The following is an 18,538-nucleotide window of genomic DNA, read 5'->3' on the forward strand; positions in this document are numbered from 1 at the left end:
TCCACCCTATGGCTCAAAGCGAAAAACAAACTCGGAATCCACGGTCGCAGTTCCCGCCTCCAAATGATGAAAATCCAGCGTGTACCATTGACGTTCATGCCCAAAATGATCCATGTCGCTCCGCTGCGTCACCACTGGCTTCCACTGCTTCGCATCGAACGCAATCGTCAGCCTCTTGCGTCCCTGCAGGACCACGACACCGCCGGCCTCCCCGGCCTCCGGCATCTGCCATGCAACGAAGCGCTCGATAATCTCGCGCCCGCCGACTACTTCCTCCCGAAACCGATACCGATTTCGGATCGTCAGCACAGGCAGCGCGCCCTTCTTGTTCCACTCGAAGCGCCGCCCCAGCACCGCAAGGCCCGCTTCCTCGCCGTACGCGGCCTGCATTTCCAGCTCCAGCACGTCAAGCTCCGCGCTGGTCGCCGCCTGCACAACCACGGCGCGCGCGTCCGCGCCCTCGCGCTGGCGCGCGCTGCCAATAATCGGCACGGAATGTCCGTGCGAGCCGTTGCACCAAATCGTATACCGCTGCGGGCCAAAATAGTCCGCCGTATACTCCCCGCTGCCCAAATCCGCCAAATAGGCTTCTCCGTCCGCATGCATTACGAACTGCCCGACATCATTATGATTATGCGGCTCAGCGTTATGTCCGCCTTTGGCGGCAAAGCTATAAGTAGCGCCATCCGTTGCGACATAACGGGACAGCAGCCACTGTACATTTTCCAAATAAAACGATTCTGTCGGCCATAGAGCTGCAGCGCTTTCCGAGTCGCTTCGCCCCTCGGCACTTTCACTATTAGTTGCCGCTGTCGTTCTCGTTGCCGTTGTCGTTGCCGTTGCCGTTGCGTTTGCCGACTCCGCCCACCAAAGCAAATTCCGCACCGCAGGCGCCCACCTTGCGCAGTGATCCCCTGTGTAGCTGTCGCGCAGGCTGGCATGCGGCAGAGCCACAGCTGGAAACTCCTGATGCAAATATGAGCTCAGCCCCATGAAGATACCGCTTTCAGAAGGGGCATCGGAAAAATTCACAATGCTGCGTCCACCCGTAAAGCATTTCTGCTGAAACATTGCGATCTCTTGTACTTTTGCGCTGCGGAATAAATCAATGGCTTCATCCGTTGCCGCCTTAAGCAGCTGAGCAAAATAAACATAAAAGCCAAAACCATATTGCCAATACGAATACCCTTCCGCACAAGCTCCATCTTCGCCATAGCCGTCCAAAAAGCAATCCATCGCAGCTAATACGCGCGAAAGCACCGCTTCCAGCCGTTCGCAATCATCCATCAAATGCAGCGCCGCTGCGCCAATCGACCCGGCACATACCGCCGCCCAATTATGCTCCGCATTCTCCCAAAAATAAGGCCCCTCGGTCAAAAATGGCTGAAACAGCCGCTTTTCCACTTCTTCACGAATACGCAAGTGCAGCTCCTCTGGCAGCCGGGGGCCGAGCAGCACGCTTATTTCGCTGAGCGCGAAGCCCGTCTCCGCAGCGAATAAATCAATCGGCGTCTGCTGCTCCGCCCCGCCCAGATGCGCAGGCAGGCACCACGTCCGCTCCTCGCAGATCGACCAAAGCGCAGCCTGAAGGGCCTCCAAATATGGCGCTTCCTCCGGCTCAATCAAGGACATTAGTGCGAATGAATTCAGCCGCCGCCTTTTTTGAAAATAAACCCGTTCGTACGGCAGCCGCTCCCCCGTCTCCCCGTACATCCGAAACAAGGATTCGCTCAGCTCCGGCTCTTCGCTTACCAATTGGCGCTGTGCCTCGGCGCGAATCTCCTCGACTAACGGACGCTGCACCTCAGATTGGCGCAGCTTGTCATGCCATGCCTCGCCTAGCTGTCCTTCAGACAGCAGCTCTCCATTCACCAACAGCGCCAGTCCACTCCGGCGCTCTGTCGGCAAATAAAGCTGCCCTGAGAAACGCTCCGCAAAGCGCCTTTCCAGCGGTAGTTGTTCTTGCTGTTGCTGTTGCTGTTGCTGTTGCTGTTGCTGTTGCTGTTGCTGTTGCTGTTGCTGTTGCTGTTGCTGTTGCTGTTGCTGTTGCTGTTGCTGTTGCTGTTGCTGTTGCTTCTTCTGCTCCATATATCCCGCTCCTCTCCCCAAACTTCTACAGCCTTTCGTTTGTTCTCCGTTCCCTATCCGTTACTATCTGCTTTCGTTCTGCCCTCTATCTGACCTCGATCTGCTCTTGATCTGCTCTCTATCTGCCCTCGATCTGTTCTCGATCTGCTCTTGATCTGTTCTCTATCTGCTCTTGATCTGCTCTTGATCTATTCTCAATCCATTTCTATCTGCTCTCGATCTCCTCTCTATCTGTTACCTATCTCCACTCTATCCATTTCCAAGCCGATCCCGACACCTTCAGCAACTATCCATCTCACCTTAAAATAACAGGCTTCCAGCTACCTTAGCATCTCTTACAATCGCTTTGTCCTTCTTACAATCGCTTTTGCCCTCTCCGATATTCCACAGGCGTCACACCCGTACATGACTTAAATAGCTTTATAAAATAGCTCTGGTTATCGTAGCCGAGCGTCTCGCATATTTTGCCTACGGGCGAGCCGGTTTGATCAAGCAGCTCTTTGGCCCGATGCATTTTCATCCGTATTACATATTCGATAAAGGTCTCGCCCATTTCCTTCTTGAACAGGCGGCTGAAGTAGCTGGGGTTCATAAACAGCTGGTCGGCGACCTCGTCGAGACTGATCTTTTTGTCCAAATGCAGCGAAACGTATTCGCATGCGTCGATGACCTCGGCTCGCTTGCTGCCGCTGACGCCATTTTCGGAGGCGGTTATCGCTGACAGGCAGTGGGCAATCAGCCACGCTTGCAGCTCGGAGAGGCTGCCCAGCTCCCACACCTCATGGTGGCTGACGTCAATCGAGCTTGCTGAGCGGGTATGCTGCATCAATTGAAGCTTGAGCTTTACGTCCAGCAGCAGCTTAAACACCCAATCCTTCACCTGCTCGGGCGGCAGCCTCCGCTGCTCCGCGAGCAACAGCCACTGGCGCACCAGCTCCTCTGCCGCCTCGCGCTTATGGCCCAGCAGCGCCTCCCGCAGCAGCTCGGCCGCCTCACCAAACCTTTCAAGCAGCGGATTGTCGCTGCCTGGCTTTGCAGGCTGCGCCGCCTGCACGGCGCCTGCCTTCACAATAGAGCCAGGCGCGCGGTAAAAGCGCGCCTCCGCCCCGGAAAGCAGCTCCGCCAGCGATTCCCGCAAGCGCAAAGGGTCGCTCGCGCTATCACCGATCAGAAAAGACATCGTCAGCTTCAGCGAGCTTTTGAGCATCCGCTGCACTTCCGCGAGCAGCAGCTTTACCTCGTCAAAGCCGTTTATTTTCAATCCATGCGGGCATACCTGCATGAAGAAGGATTCCTGTGGACTGTACACAAAATGGGCAGCGGGGCTGCCCGTCTCCCTGCTCGCCATCACCTCGCGGGTAACATTGTCCACTACAAAACGCAGCACCTCCTCCGAGCGAAAACGCTGCAGCGCCCGAGGGTAATCGTCGATGATGCCGAGCACGGGAATGACCCGCTCGGAGGCTCCGAACGGCAGGCCGAATGCTCCCAGCTCCTGCTGCCATTTTTCGGGATCCAGCATCGGCTGATGAAGCGTCGCCCTAATAAACTGCTCCTTCAGCAGCGCCTTGTTGCGATCGACCATATGCTCCTTGCGGAGCTGCTCCATATGCAAATCTTTCGTCTCATTCAGCTCCGCCTGAAATTGCAGCAGCAGCTTGCGTATATCCGAAGGATCAAGCGTATCCTTGAGCAAATAATCCTGCACTTGCAGCTTGAGCGCCTGCTGGGCATAACGAAACTCATCGTGGCAGGACAGCACCGCTACGCGCAGCTCTGGTTTGTGCTCCTTCAGCCGGCGTATGAGCTCCAGTCCGTCCATGCGCGGCATCCCGATATCTGTAATCAGAATATCCGGCATTTCCTCCAGCGCCGCTGCCAGCGCGACCTCACCGTTCTCATGCATGCCTAACAGCCGAAAGCCCAGCTCCTCCCACTCAATGGCAAAAGCCAGCAGATCCAGCACAGGATAATCATCATCAACCAGCATCACCTTAACCATCAGAATCCACCACCTGCTTCGGAATGTACAGCGTAATGACTGTGCCTTGCCCGATATCGCTGTCTATCGTCATCTGGAAGCGCTCGCCGTAGGTTATGCCCATCCGCTCATACACATTAACAAGTCCAATGCCCGAAAACTTGCCCGGCAAGGCGCTTATTTCTCCCTCTTCCTCGCCCGCGGCTCCCTGGTCCAGCTTTTCTAAAGCTCCTGCGCCCAGCTTATATCGCAGCCGTTCAAGCTTTCCCTTCTCAATGCCTTGACCGCTGTCGCTTACCGTTATTTGATAGCCGCCTTCCGCTTCGCTCGCACTAATCGTCATTAAGCCGGCCTGCTGGCTGAAGCCATGAATGAGCGCATTTTCAATAATCGGCTGCAGGCAGAAGCGCGGGACGAGTGCCGTTAAGCTCAGAGGCGACAGGTCGAGCGTCAGCTCCACCTTCTCCTTTTGCCGCATATTCATCAGCCTTACATAATCAATGGCGAGATCGACTTCCTCATGAAGTGGAATGACGCCTTTATCCTGGCTAATGGTCATCCGCAGCAGCTTCGACAGCGAGCTGATCATTTCTGCGCTTTCCGAATCTCCTTTGCGCAGCACCTTCATCCGAATCGAATTCAGCACATTAAACAGAAAATGCGGGTTGATCTGCGCCTGGAGCATCGCAAGCTCCGCCTTGCGCTTTCGCACCTGCGTCTTCGTAATTTCGCCAATCGTCTCCTTCACCTTATCGAGCATTAAATCGAAGGACTGGCCCAAATAGCCGATCTCATCCTCCCCGCGAATGCCCGAGCGCACCTCCAAATTGCCGCGCTGCACCGTCTCCGCTACCCGCCCTAGACGAACGAGCGGCCGTGTAAATTTACCCAGCAAATAAAGCAGCAGCACCATAAATAAGCAGAAAGATACGAGCTGGAACGTAAAGACGCGTTTGAAAATAACATTCAGCTTAAATACAGCGCGGTCATACGGAGTAAGCGACACCAGTTTCCAGCCCGTAAGCGAATTCGTATGCCAGGCCATTAAATAATCCTCGTTTTCAATTTGCAAAATATGCGGGTCCGACTGCTCGCTTGCAAGCGTTGCATAAGGAAAAATCTCGCCCACACGCTTGGCGTCGGGATGCGATAAAATGTGGTCCTCGCTGCCAAGCAGCATCGTCTCCTGCTCCAGCTCGATTTTCCGAAAAATATCGCTCACCTTGGTTTCCAATATCGTCACGATGACGTAGCCGTAGGGATTTACGCTGTCGCCGCGCAATGCCCGGGCAATGGACAGCTGGTAGGGACTGCGGCCTTTATCACTGTCAAACACCGTCGGCGTAGCTCCCGGCCAAAACGATTGCAGTCCGGACAACCCATTTAACTGCGCGAACCAAGGCTCCTCGCGAAATAAGCCGGGGTCGTATTCATCAAACGAATAATTGGCAAAATTCGTCCCGTCCTTCAGCAAAATCGTCACATACGCCTTATCGCCGACGACGGTCATATTTTCAATTTTATTCATAATCTTCATGCGATCGAGGTAGCGGTCATATTCCGCGCTTGCGCCCTCGTAGGTTTTGCCTGAAGCAATCGCTTTCATAATCCGGTTCATTTCCGAGTCCAGCTGTACGTTATTGGCGATATAAAACATATAATTAAACAAATTCGACACATAGCCATCCACCAGCTCCAGCTTTTGCTGCGATTGCGTGACCGCCTCCTGCTTCATCGCATCCTTCGTCAGCATATTGTAGACGGCGAGCGTAATTAAAGTGGGGAGGAGCAGACAGACGACGGCCGCTACCATCAACCGATAGCGAAACGACCTCAGCCGCAGCAGCGACAGCCATTGACTAGACATAACCCCACCCCTTTTTTTCGTCGTTCTTTCAAGTGTAACTGAAACGCACCATTTCCGCGTCGTTTTCCCTTAAGATTTTTTCTATATCGATTGGACTAGAGCATATAAGATCGGGAAGCTTCAGTCGATCAGCTTTGCCCCTAAGATGAAGCTGTTTAAATGGAAAATACCTTTTGTCGGACTGTGACGCCGTTATTTGTGAGCAAAACAAGCTTTGGCCGTGCTCGCGGACTCAGAAGCCGCTATATGTGCTGCATAACATGAAATGAGCCTAGTTTGAGGAATATAACCGCCTCACAGTCCGCAGCGATGTGAAAAAGGACGAAAATGGGGCAATAAGGACTTTACAGTCCGCGAGCAACGCAAAGAGCGCAATTGCATAAAGAACGCCACGGTATAAAGCTATATGAGCCAAGTGAATTTCCGCCAGCAGTAAAGATCCGCCCCAGTTGCAGCAACTTGGGCAAGGAAGGAGTAGGGTGGCAGGAATCTTTAGCTCAACCTATACAGCAAAATCATTGATTTTCTGCGGTTTCAGGCAAAAAGAAGTGCAGCAACAGCTCTGCACTTCTTCCTATGCTTTACCCGTGTGGCAAGGTGAAACGGCTGTCGCCATCCTCTGGCGGTAAAGCTAACGTTTCGCGGTGAAATATAAGCTGAGTATAAGGGTGAAACTTATAAATGCTTATATTTTGAAAAAGTTTGCGCAGCAGACTTTCTTCCACCACATACCCTCTTCTACTTTTTGTTCGAATCAATCACCTGCTGCACACGCTCCTGCAAGGCGGCAATCGTTTGATCAACGTCCTGCTGATCAAAAATCAGCTTCTCGTACTCCTCATTGATCACTTTATAAATTTCCGCTTGATACGTAACGGGCGGAATGATTTTGGACGATTTGGCGTTTTTCAGCACCGACAGCAGCGACTGCTTGTCGACCTTCTCCGGATTTGCCGTACCACTCAAAATCGTATCAATAATCGATTCCAGCTGGGAATCGTCAATGCCATTCCAGGACGGAACATTTTTACCTTGAGCGATCTGTCCTTCAGTCGTATACCAGCGAACAAACTGGTACGCAGCATCCTTATGCTTGGAAGCAGCTGCAACCGATACATAATCCGTCGTCACCATCGTGTAGCCGCCTTCGTCTGTGGCTGCATTTTTCGGAATAGGAGCGACTGCCACTTCAAAGTTAAGCGGGAATTGCTCGGTTCCGCCAAGCTCCGTGTTCATCCAGCTGCCAATCATGATCATGCTGACTGCTTGGTTGAAAAACTGATTGCGGTAATGCAGCTTCTGCGAAATCATATCGGTGTAAGGGGATGCCGATTTGTCCTGCTTCTCCATTTGCACGCGCAGCTCCAGCGTTTTGCGCATGAGCGGATTGTCCAGATTGGACGTGCCATCCGCCTTCAAAAACTCGGTATTATCCGGTTGATTCGCCAGCGCCAGCTTCAGAAATTCCATCCAGCCGCCATTTTGCGGACCATGAAAATACGTGCCGTAATGCTTCGATGCGCCATCGCCTGTCGTGAGCGTCTTCGCATAGCTCATAAAGTCATCCCATGTCCATTCGGTTGGCACATCTAGTCCGGCAGCGGTCAGCTGCGTCTTGTTCAGCAGAACATACCAAGGGTTGAACTTGCCTGGCAGCGCATAATATTTGCCGTCCAGCATCGTATCAACCTTGTACTCCTCATTAACCTTAAAGCCCTCTTTAGCAATAAAATCGTCAATCGGAGCAACCATGCCAAGACCAACGCGCTGCGCATAGCCAGCCGGGTCACTGAACATAATGACGTCCATCTGCTCATTGGAGGAAGCGGCAAGATCCAGCTTCTGAATCGCCTCCTGCGTATCGCCCTTCTCGCTCAATACGACAACATCAACCTTGATGTTTGGATTTTTCTCCTCAAATGCCGCAATCGTCTGCTTCCAATTATAGCTCGCTTCGTTGCCGAACGTATGCAGCTTAATCGTAACCTCTTCATCAGGCGCCCCCTGCATCGGGCTTTCCGTGCTGCTGCTCGCTGCTGGCGAAGCCGCTGCTCCGCCGCTCTCTGCGTTTCCGCCTGATGAGCAGCCCGCCGCCACCATCATGATCGACATCAGCATAAGCGATAACCATTTCATTTTTCTAAACATGCAAACCCTCCTCATGAAAATAAAAAAATAACGATAGCTGTGTGAAATATGTGTGTATGCGCTTTCTATCTATCGTTATTGTAGCAATGCGGCTGCCCGCTCCTATACTACAATATTGACTACATTTACGACTATTTTGACTTCCCCTAGCAGCCCGCTTGGGGCAGTGTCTGCCGCTGTACATCTTGCAACAGATTAGACTACCCCTTTACTCCGCCCAGTGCAATACCTTCGATGACGCTTTTTTGCCCAATGACAAAAATAATCAGCAGCGGCACGATCGACGATACGGCGGCCGCCATAATGAGCGAATAAAATTCGCCGTTAATGGTCGTAAACTTTTGCATCGCCAATTGAATCGTGTACAAGCTGTCCGTCCGCAGGAAGATCAGCGGATTCTGGTAGTCGTTCCATGTCCAAATGAAGCGCAAAATCGCATACGTCGCAACGGCTGGACGCACGAGCGGAAACGCAATTTGCATAAATATCCGGGCATGTCCCGCCCCGTCGATTTTCGCCGATTCAATATATTCATTATGAACGCCCATAAAAAACTGGCGCAGCATGAAGGTGCCAAGCACGCTGAAGCTGCCGAGCAAAATAAGTCCCACATGACTGTCGAAAAAACCAATCGAGCGATACAAAATAAACTGCGGCACCAAAATCGCCTGCTGCGGGATCATATAAGTGGCGAGTACGATAAGAAACAAATATTTTCCTGCTGCAAACTGGATTTTGGAGAAGCCATAAGCAGCAAGCGCGGATACGATGCACGATAGTATCGTCGTGACTACTGTAATTTTAATGGAATTCAAATAGTATTTATAGAATGGAAATTGCCCATTCCACACTTCCTTGTAATTTTCGATGATATGCCACGTTTTCGGTATCCACTGAATTGGATAGGTGAACACATCCGCCTCAATTTTGAAGGAAGTGGACAGCATCCAGACGAAGGGCAGCAGGAACAAAATGCTCATGCCCATCATAAGCACCGTGAAAATCGATTTGCGAACCGTATTTATCGTTTTTTGGTTCATTCTCTTCTTGCCTCCCTTATAGAAATGCTATTAATAATTCACCCACTTCTTCTGTCCGACCCATTGCAGAAGGGTAATGAGCAGCACACAAGCGAACAGGACGACCGCCATCGAGGAGGCATAGCCGATTTTCAAATTGACGAATGCCGTATCGTATAAATACCAGACGATCATGCTGGTCGAGGAAAGCGGCCCGCCTTTGGTCAAAATCGCAATTAAATCAAACACCTTGAACGTCGAAATAATGCCTGTTACAAGCAGGAAAAAGGAGGTTGACGACAGCTGCGGGAACGTAATGCTTTTGAATTTTACCCAGGCGTTTGCTCCATCAATATCGGCCGCCTCATACAAATCCCGCGGAATCGATTGCAGTCCTGCAATGTACACGATCATATTAAAACCGATAGCCGTCCAGACGGTAATCATCATGAGCGATGGAAGCGCATATTTGGGATCAGCAATCCATTTCGGCGGATTTTCGACACCGAGCGCCATGAGCAGTTGATTAACCGGTCCCGCTGACGGGTGGAAAAGCACCTGCCAGACGATAGCTACCGCTACTATGCTGGAAATGTACGGCATGAAATACGCAACCTTGAAATAGCCTTTCAAATACACATGCTTGTCGATCATAATCGCGAGAAACATCGAAACCGCCAAATAAGCGGGAACGGTCAGTAGAAAATAAGCATTATTTTTCAGCGATTTTAGGAATGCCGCATCTTTCGCCAGCCGCTCAAAATTATCGAAGCCGACCCATTTCAGGCCATCAAAGCCAGCGATAAAATTCCAGTCCGCCAGCGACAGCCCGAAGGTAGCGAGTATCGGCAGCAGCGTCAGCACCGTCACTCCTATGAGCATCGGGCCTACGAACAGAAAACCTGCGAGCGTTTCTTTTCGCTGGATCGCGCCGCTTGACCGCCTCGCCGCCAGCTGCTGTTTGCCTGAATGCTTCTGCTTGGTCGTTGTTTCTTGTAGCGGATTCATGAGCCTTCACCTCGATCTATAATGGATACCTTTATCATAGAAAAAATGGCGCTCGCGCTGTGACGGTATTTTGCCAACCTATATCATTATTTTGACTTTATCGCAGGCAAGCTTGAGCATCTGGCAAAAAAAAGCGATGACCAGCACCTTATGGCGCCAATCATCGCTCTTACCTTTTTTCGCTTATGCTTGCAGCGGCTTATTCTTTTTGTCAGAGGGGAGAAATACAGTGAATAGCCCCAGCAGCGGCAAATACGAGCAGCATTGAATTACGAACACAATGCTTGTCGCATCAGCAAGATTGCCGAGAATCGCCGATCCCGCACCGCCAAGCCCGAAGGCAAGGCCGAAGAATATGCCGGATACAAGCCCGACCTTGCCTGGCAGCAGCTCGTTCGTATACACCATAATGATCGAGAACGCCGAAGCCAAAATCAGCCCCGCAAAAAAGATCAAAATAACCGAAAGCGTCAAATTCGCATACGGCAGGGCAAGTGAAAAGGGTGCCGTGCCCAAAATCGAAAACCAAATCAGCGCCCTGCGGCTGAATTTATCCGCTAGCATGCCGCCGAACAGCAGCCCAATAACGTTTGCAACCAGAAACACGAATAAGATCAATTGTGCCTGGCTCGTCGATACCCCGAATTTTTCTATTGCGTAAAAAGAATAATAGCTCGTTATCGCTGAAATATAAACGTATTTAGAAAATACCAAAATCATAATAATCGTAACCGCAACTGCAACTCTTCCCTTAGAGAGACCGCTTCTCGCGAACGGATGATTTTGCACCGTCCCCTTGCGCTCCTTCTCAGCCTTTAAGTGCTTCGTATACCAACGGGCGACGTAGCTTTGCAGCATGAACCCGACAACAAGCAGCAGGGAAAACCAGACGACACCCTTTTGCCCCGTATGTACGAACAGCATCGCTGTCATAATCGGAGCAAGCGCTTGTCCAATATTTCCGCCAAATTGAAAAATCGATTGCGCCAGTCCTTTGCGCGCCCCGCCTGCCACATAAGCTACCCGCGCCGACTCCGGATGGAATATTGCTGACCCGACCCCAATTAGCATAACCGCAGCGAGTATCATCCAATAATACGCTGAGAAGGACAGCACCAGCACACCCGCCAGGGTGAAAAGAATGCCAATCGGCAGCAGCCTTGGAATCGGCCGTTTATCAGTAAAAATACCAATAAGCGGCTGTAAAATCGCTGCTGTCAAATTAATAATTAAAGAAATAAAACCAATTTGCGAGAAGGTTAACGAAAAAGAATCTTTAAGCACCGGATACAGCGCAGGCACAATCGATTGAATCGTATCATTGAGCAAATGCACGGAGCTTGCAGCAAACAAAATCGGAAAAAAAGTGGTGGCCGCGACATTGGCCGGAGCTGGCCGAATAGCAGCTTGATTGGTTGACATTAGGTTCTCCTTTTTCGAAGTAAAAATCGACGTTTGATATGCGATATATTGCATATTATATTCTGATTATGTATGATATAGCAAGATTTATTTTCACGATTGCTTTTTGTTTATATCGAGCTTACTTTAATCCATTTGCGCCCTCTTGCTGCTTCGATATATGATAGGAAGTAGCCAATAACGCCGTTTAAGAGCTGCGGCTCGAATTTTTTTTGAAGAAGGTGATGCAATGCCGATACCGACTAATTATTCCTCGCCGCTGCGCATATCTGCGAAGGACCGGGCTTTAGCCCAGCTCCAGAAATGGATTATAGAAGGCACGCTTCAGCCCGGAGAGAAGCTGATCGATGCCGAGCTTGCAGATGCACTTGGCGTCAGCCGGACGCCGATTCGCGAAGCGCTGCAATTGCTTGAAGTACAAGGGCTTGTACAAATGCTGCCCAGCAAGGAAACAAGAGTGACGATGATTGAAGAAGAGGATATGCCTAAGCTTTATGCGCCGCTTGTTGCTCTGAATGCTCTCGCGGCAGAGCTTGCAGTGCCGCATATTCAGCCGGAGCATATAACCCGCCTTAACGAGCTGAACGCCCAGTTTGCGAAATGCATTCAGGAGAATAAGCCTTATGAAGCGATCGAATATGATGAGGAATTCCATAATGTCATTTTGGAGCTGGCGGATAATGCCTATATTCAATCCTTCACCTCCTCGCTGCAAATGCACCTGCGCCGCTATAAGTATTTATTTATTAAACAGCCTGCTTTCATTGCCCAGGTAGGAGTTAGAGAGCATCAGGCGATCATTGACGCGCTGGAAGCCCGTGATGCGGAAGCTGCTTCCCTGATGATGAAGAAAAATGTAAGCATTCATATTTAGGCACTAAGCTGGAATTTGCTCATCTTAGGTGAAAAAAACCAACTTCACTCCCCGCTTGTTAAAACGGAGTTAAAGTTGGTTTTCTCGTATTTATGGATAATGCTATTCGGCTTATTCCGACGGTTTTAACGCTTTTAGAATAAAGGCCGTCGTATCTGCAATCCGCTCTTCCAGCGTGGTCGTATCCTCTCCCATAAGCACCAGCATACGAGTATTACCTTTAGGAAAAAGCAGGGTTGAGCTAACCGCTGTGAAAGCCGTATGAATGGAGTTAAATTCAAACACTCCCTGTTCATGCCCCTTCAACAGCCATTGATGCACCAGCTGCCATAACGGCAGGACACGCTCTTCAATCATTTCAATACGTGGAGTGTTCAGCGCAAACTCGCATTGAATAATGTAAGAGAGCTCAGCATCCTCGTAACGAAAGGTGAGCAGCTCCCGAATAACGAGCTTTATGCCTTCAAGCGGTTCCATATCCTGAGCGATAGAAGCAATGCCTCTGCTAGGAAAAAAAGCTTCAAACAGGGCGAAAAACAAATTATCTTTTCCGCCAAAATAATAAGAGATCAGCGCCACATTCGCGCCCGCTTCCTCACAAATTTGCCGGACGGATGTCCTGTCAAAGCCTTGAGCGGCAAACAGCTTTTTCGCTGCCAGCAAAATTCTCATTTTCACATCGATATCCGCAGCTTTCATCTCAGCCTCCTAACGGCAACCACTTTATTTGACGCAAGCACTCGGGGCTGACCAGAAAGCGCGGAAACGAATTAATTAGACTTCATTGCCATCTGCCCTGGCTTCATCACAGCTTGCTTCTTCAAGCCAACCGCTGCCATGCTGATCACAAATCCGACGATCGCAATAATAGCCAGTGCTGCGACCTCGCTTCCGATGCCCGTGCCACCGAACAGCACATTCATTAGCCCCTCAACTGCATAAGTTGCAGGAAGCGCTTCTCCAAGCTTTACATAGAAATCTGGGAGCAGCTCACGCGGCACAATTGCGCCGGAAGAAACGAGCTGCGCAGACAGCGCAATAATATTAAACAGCATGCCAGCCATGCCGAACACGTACAGGAACATTTGAGAAACAAACATAAAAGCAAGCACGAACATGAGCTGGAACAGCCACAGCTTCAAGAAGCCCTGCTCCATTTGTCCATTGAATGCAGCAAGCAAAGAAGAACCAATCAGAGAAACGAAAATTGCCGATCCTGCCGTAATGATGCTGCGAGCTGCAAAACGCTTCCAGCGGCCTGCCCCAGCACTAACCATCATCGACGATTGCTCCAGGTTCATCCCCATAATCATCGCGCCAACATAAGAAGCTAGTACCATCATCATCGGAACCATCTGATTGTTCATGCCTTTGACTTGGTTGGTCGATTCAATGTTCGCCGTAATACGTTCCGCTAAGCTTTGACCGGCAATTGCCGCCTGCTCCGTCGGAATACCCGCCTTGCCAAGCGTACCGGCAATACCTTGCTCTATCGCCTGTGCATTAGCTTCTTTCGTTACTTCTGCGGCAACGCCGCTCATAATAGATTTAATTAATGCAGGATTGGATTCATTAATAATATAGCCAATATCCGCTTTGCCATCTGCTGCCATCGCCTTTTGCGTAAAATCAGCAGGGAAATAAATGATCATTTGCAGCTCGCGTGCGTTAAGCTGCTGCTTCGCATCCTCAAGACTGGATGGCTGCGACATTTGGAAAGGCAAGCTGCTAACCAAGGAGCCTGCAATTTGCGTGCCGAACTGTTGATCCTCATTGACTACTGCAATATGCAATTTATCAATACGATCGGTCACTCCATTATAACCTGTCATCCATATAACTGAAAATACAATTTGAAACATAAGCGCCGTAATAATACCAACAATTGTTGTTGGACGCTTCATAAAAGCTTGAATCGTGTTTTTCATCGCCAATCCCATCCTGTCTGTGTCTATTTATCCGGTTTAAACAAATGTTTTAAACAATCGATTTAAACAACTGTTTTAATAATATATTTTGCTTCAAAAATTGTCAACATGAAAATTATGATTTCCAGCTAGCTTATTAAGTCGAGCTTCAGCCAAATAAATGATAAAAATCCCTGTGCCCGCTGCCATAAAAGCAACGGATACAGGGATTTTTATCATGCCGATCGCATGAAGCTATGACGCTTCTTCATTCATTTCCTCTTCCCGCAGTTTGTCTGCCGCAAGCTGCTTGCGGTATATTGCAGCGGACAGGAAGACGCTCATTTCATATAAGCCGATTAATGGGATAGCAACGAGCGCATCCGATACAAAATCGGGCGGCGTCACTACAACCCCAATAAAAATCATAATAAAATAAGAGATACGGCGCATTTTGCGCAAACGAATCGGATTCAAAATCCGGATTGCGGTCAAAAACATAATGACCAGCGGAAGCTCAAATAAGAGCGAAATCGGAATCAAAATATTAAACATAAAGGTGAAATATTGAATAATTCCGAACGTCTCCACCAAATTCAAACTGTCCGATACATTTCTGGTAAAATGGAACGCGAGTGGAAAAACGACAAAATAAGAAAACGACAATCCCACCAAAAACATCAATAAAGCGAATGGAATATATTTAAGCGTTGCCCGCTGTTCCTTCACATGCAAAGCCGGCTTAACGAATGCCCATAGCTGATATGCCGTAAACGGAATCGTAATAATAAGCGCAATGACGAGCGCAAATTTCATATAGACGCCGACGCCATCCCACAAGGAAAACGTATGCATCGGCAGAGAGCGCGCTGGCTCAAGGCTCATAATGAAATCGTATGCAGGCTTGGCCACAAACAATCCGGCAATAAGACCGACCAAAATAACAAGCAGCATATAAAAAATCCGTTTGCGAAGCTCTCCGATATGCTCCAGCAGCGGCATCAGGCCTTCCTCACGCAGCCGTTCGCGATTAAAGGGTTGTTCGGTAGCTTTGTCTTGCCTGATTCCCATCTGTCACAATCTCCTTCCAGAAAAAAAGCGGGCCCGATTAATCCGGCAGCCGCTTGTTATTCGACTCAGTATTTTCTGATTTGGAAACGTCGATCCGTTTCTCCTCTTTTTCCTTAGGCTCGTCATCCAATACATCTCTTGCACCCGCTTTAAATTCCTTAAGCGTCCGACCGAAAGCTCTACCCAATTCAGGAAGCTTGTTCGGACCAAACAACAGCAGGGCCACTAGCACCAGCAAAATAATTCCCGTTGCACCAATAGATGGCATAATCGTCTACCTCCTTCTCACTCTTGGTTGTCTGTCCAAACTCAGCATCCGTACAAACCGCCATAACCGAGCTGTGTAATATCTTCCTTCACAATTTGATGCCCAGCAAGTATGCGTGCCAGCAGGACATCGAATGAAGTAAACGGGTCATGCATGACGCATCCCGGTAAGCCAAGAATTGGCACTTCGTTCAAATAACCCATTAACAGCATGGAGCCAGGCAGCATCGGCGTTCCATAACTAACAATGTGTGCACCCGACGCCTTAATTGCGCCTGGTGTGCGGTCGTCAGGATCGACAGACATTCCGCCTGTTACCAATATCATATCATAATCTTGCCTAAGCAAATAGTTAATTTCATTAACGATCACCTGCTTGTCGTCGGGTGCAAAACGCTGCTCGATGACCTCTGAGCCGAAGGCTTCCAGCTTGCTGCGGACAGCGGGACCGAATTTATCCTCGATCCTTCCGCCGTATACTTCTCCACCCGTCGTAAGCAGACCAACTCGCAGCTTGCGAAACGGCTTTACCCGAAGTGGAGCAGCGCCCTTATGTGCCGAGCGATATTCAGCCGCCAGCCGCTCCACTTCCTCTACCTTGGACTCCGGCACGACAAGCGGTATGGCGCGAGTAGCCGCGAGCTGCCCGTCCTTCTTCACTACGCTATTCGTCTTTACCGTCGCAAGCGCAATTTCACCCAGCGAATTAATCGCATGCACCAATGCTTCGTCAACCTCGACGAGCCCCAGCAGCTCTGATTTCATGCTTACTTTGCCTTCATGCGGCTCGCTAAGCCAAATGCCGTCTCCGCTAAGCGCCTTTGCCATCCTGCTTGCAGCATCATCCTCATGAAGCTCGCCATCGGCAAGCTCCATAATGTAAATATGCTCCTTGCCAATATCGAGCAGATTGGGAATATCGGCTTCGGTTATAATATGGCCTTTTTTAAAAATTCGGCCTTTAAACTCGCCCGGCACAATACGGGTCAGGTCATGAGCCAGCCGCAAACCAATAGCATCGTAGATGGATACTTCCTTTAGCACCGTCTTGCTTTCCAAACTCAGCTCAGCCGCTGTGACTGCTTGCTTTTGCTGCTCTTGCTGCTGCTCTTGCTGTCCGGAGCTGCTCATAGCACGTCCTCGCCCTGTGTACCGGAAATAATCTCAAGCGCCTGAGGCAGCTGATCCATAATGGCCATTAAGCTTTCATGGACGCCTTTCGGGCTGCCCGGCAAATTCACAATCAGCGACTTGCCACGGATGCCGCATACGCCTCTGGACAGCATCGCGCTTCTCGTCTTTTGAATAGCGCCAAACCTCATCGCTTCTGCCAGCCCTGGAATGACCCGATCAACCACGCGCAATGTAGCATCAGGCGTCACATCACGGATCGCAAGGCCTGTCCCTCCCGTTGTCAGCAGTAAATCCGCCTGATAATATTCGGTCATCTCAATGATGGCTGCCATAATTTCATCCTGCTCATCCGGAACGATGCGATAATCGACAATAACGCCGCCAAGCTCCTCCTCTACCAGTTCCCTGATAACTTGAGCGCTCGTATCTTCACGTTCACCGCGCGAGCCTTTATCACTAGCCGTCAAAATAGCCACTTTCCACTGCATATACCGTTCCTCCCATCCCTTGTCCGATCATGGGTGATTCCATCGCTGGAAACAGCCGCCCTGCTTTATTTTTCTCTCGAGTCTGCTTCCGCTTGAAACTGGTAATCGCCGTTTTTGCCACCGGTTTTTGAAACAAGATGTGTTGGGCCAATCACCATATCCTTCTGGATTGCTTTGCACATATCGTAAACGGTAAGCGCGGCGATCGAAACCGCCGTCAGCGCCTCCATCTCGACCCCAGTTTTACCTGTTGTTTTCACGGATGCCTGTATGTAGAGCTCATCTGCGCCATTGTCGTCAAAGCGCACATCCACGCCAGTCAATGGAAGCGGATGACACATTGGAATGACGTCCGATGTTTTTTTTGCGGCCATAATAGCTGCAACCTGAGAGACGGCCAGCACATCGCCTTTGCCTATCGTTCCCGCTTTAATCCGTTCCAGCGTCTCGCTGTGCATCGTAACGGTCGTCTGTGCTGTAGCGCTGCGAGACGTAACGTCCTTATCGCTTACATCCACCATTTTGGCTCTGCCCTGCTCGTTAAAATGCGTCAACCCCACAGCACACTCTCCCCCTCACGGCTTTTATATGAAATGAATCCCGGATTCCGTTACGATTCCGTTCATCTTCAAATCGTGCTCCTGCATCGGAACCTGCTCTGCAACCTGCGCCTCAAAAGCTGCGCCAATCCATATCGCGTGCTTCCCTGCTTCGCCTGCCCGCTCGGCGAAGCGATCATAATAGCCTCCGCCATAACCCATTCGTCCGCCCATGCGGTCAAACCGAATGCCGGGGACGATGATGCTGTCTGGCACATGCCCCTGCGGAAGCTCCTCGCATTTTGCCGGATCAGGCTCACGGATTCCGTATGCGCCCTCCATCAAATCTGCTGGCGATTGCAATCGGTACAGTGTCATCGAGCGATCAAGCGGATGGCAACGAGGCACGATTACTTCACGTCCTGTTGACCACAACCAGTCCATTAGCGGCCACATATCCAGCTCGGAGCGAAACGGAACATAACACATGATTTCGCGCTGCTGTGGGTGCGCTTCCAGCCACTGGCTTAACGCGCCGCAAGCAAGCCCGGACCATAATGCCCGATCCTGCTTCGACAGGCGATCACGGACTTTAGCAGCATCCGCTCGAATACGCTGTTTTTCCGCTTTAATTTGCGATTTTTCATTGTCCGCCATAACCGCTATTCTGCCTTTCCAATTCCTCAATTTCGATTATGTTCAGTTTACCATTGTTATGCAACTTT

General features: G+C 50.2%; 18 protein-coding genes. 3 read left to right on the forward strand and 15 right to left on the reverse strand.

Annotation, left to right across the window (positions count from 1 at the left end; genetic code table 11):
- Nucleotides 1-6: 6 nt before the first annotated feature.
- On the reverse strand, nucleotides 7-1,908 hold the full coding sequence (locus AC50X8_RS21970) for a heparinase II/III family protein (RefSeq protein ID WP_494881496.1): 1,902 nt from the start codon (nucleotides 1,906-1,908) through the stop codon (nucleotides 7-9).
- 60 nt (nucleotides 1,909-1,968) lie between these two features.
- Here AC50X8_RS21970 and AC50X8_RS21975 point away from each other — a divergent pair, with 60 nt between their 5' ends.
- Nucleotides 1,969-2,181, forward strand: coding sequence for a hypothetical protein (locus tag AC50X8_RS21975; protein WP_494881498.1), 213 nt, complete (start codon nucleotides 1,969-1,971; stop codon nucleotides 2,179-2,181).
- Between the two features lie 262 nt (nucleotides 2,182-2,443).
- Here the strand turns inward: AC50X8_RS21975 and AC50X8_RS21980 are convergent, their stop codons facing one another.
- A complete protein-coding gene (locus tag AC50X8_RS21980) occupies nucleotides 2,444-4,090 on the reverse strand; it encodes a response regulator transcription factor (protein WP_494881500.1) in 1,647 nt (548 codons plus the stop codon).
- The gene (locus tag AC50X8_RS21985) at nucleotides 4,083-5,936 is read right to left on the reverse strand and encodes a cache domain-containing sensor histidine kinase (RefSeq protein WP_494881502.1); all 1,854 of its coding nucleotides are present in this window, start codon (nucleotides 5,934-5,936) and stop codon (nucleotides 4,083-4,085) included. The genes AC50X8_RS21980 and AC50X8_RS21985 overlap by 8 nt, the downstream gene beginning before the upstream one ends.
- A gap of 479 nt (nucleotides 5,937-6,415) precedes the next feature.
- Between AC50X8_RS21985 and AC50X8_RS21990 the strand changes: the two genes are divergently transcribed.
- Nucleotides 6,416-6,565 carry a hypothetical protein gene (locus tag AC50X8_RS21990; protein ID WP_155973654.1) on the forward strand — a complete coding sequence of 50 codons (150 nt, stop codon included), beginning with the start codon at nucleotides 6,416-6,418 and terminating at the stop codon, nucleotides 6,563-6,565.
- Between the two features lie 109 nt (nucleotides 6,566-6,674).
- On the opposite strand, the gene AC50X8_RS21995 is transcribed toward AC50X8_RS21990, so the two are convergent.
- The 4 genes from AC50X8_RS21995 to AC50X8_RS22010 all read right to left on the reverse strand — a co-directional run bounded on the left by AC50X8_RS21995 (nucleotide 6,675) and on the right by AC50X8_RS22010 (nucleotide 11,533).
- Nucleotides 6,675-8,084 carry an ABC transporter substrate-binding protein gene (locus tag AC50X8_RS21995; protein WP_494881507.1) on the reverse strand — a complete coding sequence of 470 codons (1,410 nt, stop codon included), beginning with the start codon at nucleotides 8,082-8,084 and terminating at the stop codon, nucleotides 6,675-6,677.
- A 200-nt stretch (nucleotides 8,085-8,284) separates the two neighbouring features.
- Complete coding sequence (locus AC50X8_RS22000; protein WP_494881511.1) at nucleotides 8,285-9,124, reverse strand: carbohydrate ABC transporter permease; 840 nt, start codon at nucleotides 9,122-9,124, stop codon at nucleotides 8,285-8,287.
- A 30-nt stretch (nucleotides 9,125-9,154) separates the two neighbouring features.
- Nucleotides 9,155-10,111: a carbohydrate ABC transporter permease gene (locus AC50X8_RS22005; protein WP_494881515.1), complete on the reverse strand. Its 957-nt coding sequence runs from the start codon at nucleotides 10,109-10,111 to the stop codon at nucleotides 9,155-9,157.
- Nucleotides 10,112-10,294: 183 nt separating this feature from the next.
- Nucleotides 10,295-11,533 (reverse strand): MFS transporter, encoded by a 1,239-nt coding sequence (locus tag AC50X8_RS22010; RefSeq protein ID WP_494864191.1) that lies wholly within the window; start codon nucleotides 11,531-11,533, stop codon nucleotides 10,295-10,297.
- A 229-nt stretch (nucleotides 11,534-11,762) separates the two neighbouring features.
- Between AC50X8_RS22010 and AC50X8_RS22015 the strand changes: the two genes are divergently transcribed.
- Complete coding sequence (locus AC50X8_RS22015; protein WP_056043572.1) at nucleotides 11,763-12,407, forward strand: GntR family transcriptional regulator; 645 nt, start codon at nucleotides 11,763-11,765, stop codon at nucleotides 12,405-12,407.
- 111 nt (nucleotides 12,408-12,518) lie between these two features.
- On the opposite strand, the gene AC50X8_RS22020 is transcribed toward AC50X8_RS22015, so the two are convergent.
- The 8 genes from AC50X8_RS22020 to AC50X8_RS22055 form a co-directional block, all read right to left on the reverse strand.
- Complete coding sequence (locus AC50X8_RS22020) at nucleotides 12,519-13,106, reverse strand: TetR family transcriptional regulator (RefSeq protein WP_056043569.1); 588 nt, start codon at nucleotides 13,104-13,106, stop codon at nucleotides 12,519-12,521.
- Nucleotides 13,107-13,177: 71 nt separating this feature from the next.
- Nucleotides 13,178-14,335 carry a YhgE/Pip domain-containing protein gene (locus AC50X8_RS22025; protein ID WP_056043566.1) on the reverse strand — a complete coding sequence of 386 codons (1,158 nt, stop codon included), beginning with the start codon at nucleotides 14,333-14,335 and terminating at the stop codon, nucleotides 13,178-13,180.
- 234 nt (nucleotides 14,336-14,569) lie between these two features.
- Nucleotides 14,570-15,385, reverse strand: coding sequence for a twin-arginine translocase subunit TatC (gene tatC, locus AC50X8_RS22030; protein ID WP_081419174.1), 816 nt, complete (start codon nucleotides 15,383-15,385; stop codon nucleotides 14,570-14,572).
- Nucleotides 15,386-15,422: 37 nt separating this feature from the next.
- The gene (tatA, locus tag AC50X8_RS22035) at nucleotides 15,423-15,653 is read right to left on the reverse strand and encodes a twin-arginine translocase TatA/TatE family subunit (RefSeq protein WP_056043563.1); all 231 of its coding nucleotides are present in this window, start codon (nucleotides 15,651-15,653) and stop codon (nucleotides 15,423-15,425) included.
- Nucleotides 15,654-15,694: 41 nt separating this feature from the next.
- The gene (locus tag AC50X8_RS22040; protein ID WP_494864305.1) at nucleotides 15,695-16,711 is read right to left on the reverse strand and encodes a molybdopterin-binding protein; all 1,017 of its coding nucleotides are present in this window, start codon (nucleotides 16,709-16,711) and stop codon (nucleotides 15,695-15,697) included.
- A gap of 68 nt (nucleotides 16,712-16,779) precedes the next feature.
- Complete coding sequence (locus AC50X8_RS22045; RefSeq protein ID WP_046229101.1) at nucleotides 16,780-17,274, reverse strand: MogA/MoaB family molybdenum cofactor biosynthesis protein; 495 nt, start codon at nucleotides 17,272-17,274, stop codon at nucleotides 16,780-16,782.
- 65 nt (nucleotides 17,275-17,339) lie between these two features.
- Complete coding sequence (moaC, locus tag AC50X8_RS22050; protein WP_056043561.1) at nucleotides 17,340-17,834, reverse strand: cyclic pyranopterin monophosphate synthase MoaC; 495 nt, start codon at nucleotides 17,832-17,834, stop codon at nucleotides 17,340-17,342.
- Between the two features lie 24 nt (nucleotides 17,835-17,858).
- Complete coding sequence (locus tag AC50X8_RS22055; RefSeq protein WP_494864190.1) at nucleotides 17,859-18,470, reverse strand: 5-formyltetrahydrofolate cyclo-ligase; 612 nt, start codon at nucleotides 18,468-18,470, stop codon at nucleotides 17,859-17,861.
- Between the last annotated feature and the right edge of the window lie 68 nt (nucleotides 18,471-18,538).

This window comes from Paenibacillus sp. JT22N15, from assembly GCF_059383755.1.

Excerpts from the sequence above, each read along its gene's own strand:
- AC50X8_RS21980 (WP_494881500.1), bottom strand. The coding sequence starts at position 4,090 with ATGGTTAAGGTGATGCTGGTTGATGATGATTATCCTGTGCTGGATCTG.
- AC50X8_RS21985 (WP_494881502.1), bottom strand. The coding sequence starts at position 5,936 with ATGTCTAGTCAATGGCTGTCGCTGCTGCGGCTGAGGTCGTTTCGCTAT.
- AC50X8_RS21995 (WP_494881507.1), bottom strand. The coding sequence starts at position 8,084 with ATGTTTAGAAAAATGAAATGGTTATCGCTTATGCTGATGTCGATCATG.
- AC50X8_RS22000 (WP_494881511.1), bottom strand. The coding sequence starts at position 9,124 with ATGAACCAAAAAACGATAAATACGGTTCGCAAATCGATTTTCACGGTG.
- AC50X8_RS22005 (WP_494881515.1), bottom strand. The coding sequence starts at position 10,111 with ATGAATCCGCTACAAGAAACAACGACCAAGCAGAAGCATTCAGGCAAA.
- AC50X8_RS22010 (WP_494864191.1), bottom strand. The coding sequence starts at position 11,533 with ATGTCAACCAATCAAGCTGCTATTCGGCCAGCTCCGGCCAATGTCGCG.
- AC50X8_RS22015 (WP_056043572.1), top strand. The coding sequence starts at position 11,763 with ATGCCGATACCGACTAATTATTCCTCGCCGCTGCGCATATCTGCGAAG.
- AC50X8_RS22020 (WP_056043569.1), bottom strand. The coding sequence starts at position 13,106 with ATGAAAGCTGCGGATATCGATGTGAAAATGAGAATTTTGCTGGCAGCG.
- AC50X8_RS22025 (WP_056043566.1), bottom strand. The coding sequence starts at position 14,335 with ATGAAAAACACGATTCAAGCTTTTATGAAGCGTCCAACAACAATTGTT.
- tatC (WP_081419174.1), bottom strand. The coding sequence starts at position 15,385 with ATGGGAATCAGGCAAGACAAAGCTACCGAACAACCCTTTAATCGCGAA.
- tatA (WP_056043563.1), bottom strand. The coding sequence starts at position 15,653 with ATGCCATCTATTGGTGCAACGGGAATTATTTTGCTGGTGCTAGTGGCC.
- AC50X8_RS22045 (WP_046229101.1), bottom strand. The coding sequence starts at position 17,274 with ATGCAGTGGAAAGTGGCTATTTTGACGGCTAGTGATAAAGGCTCGCGC.
- AC50X8_RS22055 (WP_494864190.1), bottom strand. The coding sequence starts at position 18,470 with ATGGCGGACAATGAAAAATCGCAAATTAAAGCGGAAAAACAGCGTATT.